This is a genomic window from Pantoea sp. Pa-EAmG (genome assembly GCF_030024295.1).
Lineage (GTDB): Bacteria > Pseudomonadota > Gammaproteobacteria > Enterobacterales > Enterobacteriaceae > Pantoea > Pantoea dispersa.
The window spans coordinates 1-3,822 of sequence record NZ_JASEWO010000276.1 but is presented as its reverse complement, the minus strand read 5'-3'; the positions used below and the strand labels follow the sequence as shown (position 1 = coordinate 3,822).

2 protein-coding genes are annotated in these 3,822 nt (G+C 52.6%); both read left to right on the top strand.

Features of this window, described 5'->3' with window-relative positions; genetic code table 11:
- Window positions 1-1,337: 1,337 nt before the first annotated feature.
- Entirely contained in the window at window positions 1,338-2,537 is a 1,200-nt protein-coding gene (locus QMM04_RS21480) for an AAA family ATPase (RefSeq protein WP_058770419.1), read from the top strand.
- A 7-nt stretch (window positions 2,538-2,544) separates the two neighbouring features.
- Window positions 2,545-3,516, top strand: a complete 972-nt coding sequence (locus QMM04_RS21475; RefSeq protein ID WP_282996986.1) for a ParB family protein — start codon at window positions 2,545-2,547, stop codon at window positions 3,514-3,516.
- The last annotated feature ends 306 nt before the right edge of the window (window positions 3,517-3,822 follow it).

The window sequence follows — 3,822 nt, the reverse complement described above, 5'->3', positions numbered from 1 at the left end:
TATTCAGTAATTATGCTGTAAAAGTAACCAGTAAAAGTGACAGGGTTGGTCACTATCACTGATTACAGTGAATCGTGGGACGGTTTACCGATTATAGTGAACGTCATTTCAGGACGAAACGGCCCTCTGCGTCGTCTGACTTTTACTGATTGCAGTGAACGTTCTCAACACTCCCCTGCCCTCACCGCAGGCACTGGCCTGCAAGGGAGGTAAAGCCAGCTAATGACTACAGTGAACGTAATCGGGCTGAGCCTAAGCGGGCATTTACTGATTACAGTGAACGTGTTTGTCAGGTCTTGCTGCCTCAAAGCGCAGCGCGCGCGAACCCGGCTACTGATTACAGTGAATGTTGTTAGCTGAGTGCCCTTCCCTGTGCCGCACGACCCTCCCTCGACCTGGCGCGATAAAGATGATCGGGTTTACTGATTACAGTGAATGCTCAGTCAGGCAGGTCAGCAGTTCAGGCTTAAACACGCTTTTCCTTTTACTGACTACAGTGAATGCGCCGCAGCGATCAGGTTATGAATATCTGATAACGGTCACACTACTGATTACAGTGAACATTGACGAAAAGGCATTCATAGTTTACTGACTACAGTGAATGTCGCTAACATCGACGTCGCAGTTTACTGATTACAGTGAATCTCATACCTGCATCAATCGATGCGCTGGCAGATTGCCGCCAGTAAGGCGGCCCTTAACATGGCACTGCACGGCGCTCGCCGCGGCGCAGCCTAATCTTCCTGCAGGCAATGCTCGCCAGCCCGCAATCGCACACCGCGTAATTCTCATCGTGTGCAGCTTCTCCCCTTCTCACTGGCTGGCGGCACCCCCTCACACCGTGCTATGCATCCAGTCGCTCAGGGAATAACTTAGTAGGCTATTGCTGACTACAGTGAATCCTGCTCATTGCGTGAGCGGATGATGCGCGGAACCACTGACTACAGTGAACATTTACTTTTGCGCACTGGCTCACCCTGGCGCCGGTAGCACTGTCCCTGCGCTAAGAATCACTGATTACAGTGAATCTTACGGCAGGGTTACTGATTGCAGTGAATGTTCTGCCGAGTACAGTGAACGCAGTTCATTCCTTTTCGCCACCCGCTGATTACAGTGAACGTGCGGGCTGCTCTGTCAGGTAACGGCGCGCCGTATTTCACCGTAATCGCCCGCTTCTGCCACACATGTCGGTTACTGATTACAGTGAACGTCTGGTTTAACCCCCTATTGCAAAAGGTCTTTTTACAACGCGAGCCGATGATGAACAGATGAGATAGATTTGCCTCATGTGCAGGATTTCGGTATAAAGTCATAAATCCTACATGTGTGGAGCAAGTATGGCTAACGATGAGAAGCAGGTTCTGAAAGTCGCTCAACGCTCAGAAAGAATGCTGATGAGCCTGACGGAGCAGATTCAGGCGCAAAAAGAAGAGTTACACGAGAATACTTTTTACCAGGTTTATGCCAAAGCGGCGTTAGCCAAGTTGCCCAAGCTGACGCGCGCCAGTGTCGATTACGCGGTTAACGAGATGGAAGAAAACGGCTATCCGTTTGATAAGCGCGCGGCCGGCAGTTCCACCAAGTACGCGATGTCGATCCAAAATATTATCGACATCTACCATCATCGCGGCGTCCCGAAATACCGCGATCGCCATCCTGAAGCGTTTACGCTGTTTGTCGGTAACCTGAAAGGCGGCGTGTCTAAAACCGTTTCCACGGTATCGCTGGCGCACGCGCTGCGCGCGCATCCGCACCTGCTGTTCGAAGATTTACGCATCCTGGTTATCGATCTCGATCCTCAGTCTTCGGCCACCATGTTCCTGAATCATGAACGTTCGGTCGGTTTGGTTGAAGCCACCGCAGCTCAGGCGATGCTGCAAAACGTCAGCCGCGACGAGCTGAAAAGCGAATTTATTGTGCCGTCGATTATTCCAGGCGTTGACGTACTGCCTGCCTCTATCGATGACGCTTTCATTGCCTCACGCTGGGAAGAGCTGTGTGCAGAGCATCTGCCGCAGCAAAACGTGCATGCGGTGCTGTATGAAAACGTGGTGGCTAAGCTGAAAAAAGATTACGACTTCATCTTTATTGACAGCGGCCCACATCTGGATGCCTTCCTGAAAAACGCCATTGCCGCTTCCGATTTGCTGATGACGCCGGTGCCGCCGGCACAGGTTGATTTCCACTCCACGCTGAAGTATCTGACGCGCCTGCCCGAGCTTATCGACATCATCGAAGAGTCGGGAGCCACCTGCCGGTTGCAGGGCAACATTGGCTTTATGTCCAAGCTGTCGAATAAAGCGGACCACAAGATGTGTCACAGCCTGGCGAAAGAGATATTTGGCGGCGATATGCTGGATGCGGCGCTACCTCGGCTGGATGGCTTTGAACGCTGCGGTGAATCGTTCGACACGGTTATCTCCGCTAACCCATCGACTTATGTCGGCAGCAGCGAAGCCCTGAAAAACGCGCGTTCGGCGGCAGAAGACTTTGCCAAAGCCGTCTTTGATCGTATTGAATTTATCCGCCTGAACTGAGGTTATTATGAGCGCAAAAAGAATCACTATTGGCCGCACCTTCAGCCAGAGCCCGTTACAAAATGAACCCAGCGAGGATGGTCACTCCCAGACGTTCATCCTTTCCACCGGTAAACGCGCCCTGTTCACCCTGGAACAGATCACGGCTAAAGAGATAGAAGAACGTACGTACGTGGTGATGGAAACCAACGGCCGTGACCAGTCCGGTCTCACGCCAGAGTCACTGCGCGATATCATCCGTACCATTAAACTGCAGCAGTTCTTCCCGGCCATCGGCGTGAAGCGTGGCGATCGGATTGAAATCCTCGATGGTTCGCGTCGTCGGGCGGCCGCGCTGCACTGTAAAACCGGGCTGGATGTGCTGGTTACCGACGTTGCCATCTCTGCCGAAGAAGCCCGTCGTCTGGCGCAGGATATCCAGACCGCGCGTGAGCATAATCTGCGTGAAGTCGGCATGCGTTTGCTGTCACTGAAAGACAGCGGCCTGTCGCAAAAAGAGATTGCGCAGAGTGAAGGGCTGTCACAGGCAAAAGTGACCCGCGCGCTGCAGGCTGCCAGTGTGCCGCTGGAGCTGGTCACCCTGTTCCCGAACCATTCAGAGTTGACCTATCCTGACTACAAAACGCTGTTGCAGGCCTACGAAAAACTGCAGGAAACCGGTCAGACGGTAGACGCTCTGATTGAAACCATCGGCATGGATGTGGACAGCGTCTGTGCGCGTGAAGGCCTGGCGGAAGATGAAGTCAAGAATGGCATCCTGCGGCTGGTCCGTAACGGTAGCCAGACGCTGGTGCAGGCGCCGGCAAAAGATAAAGTGGTGGCGACACCGCTATGGACCTTCGCGGATAAAGACCGTTACGCCCGTAAGAAAACGCGCGGACGCATGTTTAGCTACGAGTTTAACCGTCAGTCCAGAGAGTTACAGGAAGAGCTGGATCGCGTTATCACCGAGACGCTGAATAAGTATCTCAATCAGTAGTAGCGCTTTACCTCTGATGATCAGCAATCTGTAGCAGCACAACCCCGTACATCCTGAACCGTGCCGCTACAGATTGTTACCTCACTCACCTGATATCTCCCTCCGTAATTTCATCCTTCGCCAGCCTGATTTCATAGCTAAGTGCATGAAATCAAATCAACCTTAGCCGGAATTTCAGGCTGAAATCGCCAATCCCACAATATAATACGGTGAAACCGCGCGCTCGCCGTGGGTGACTTAGGTAATGGCCAGTTTTGCTGGAAGCGAAAGCACCAGAGAAACCATCAGGGAGAATCCTTAACGGAA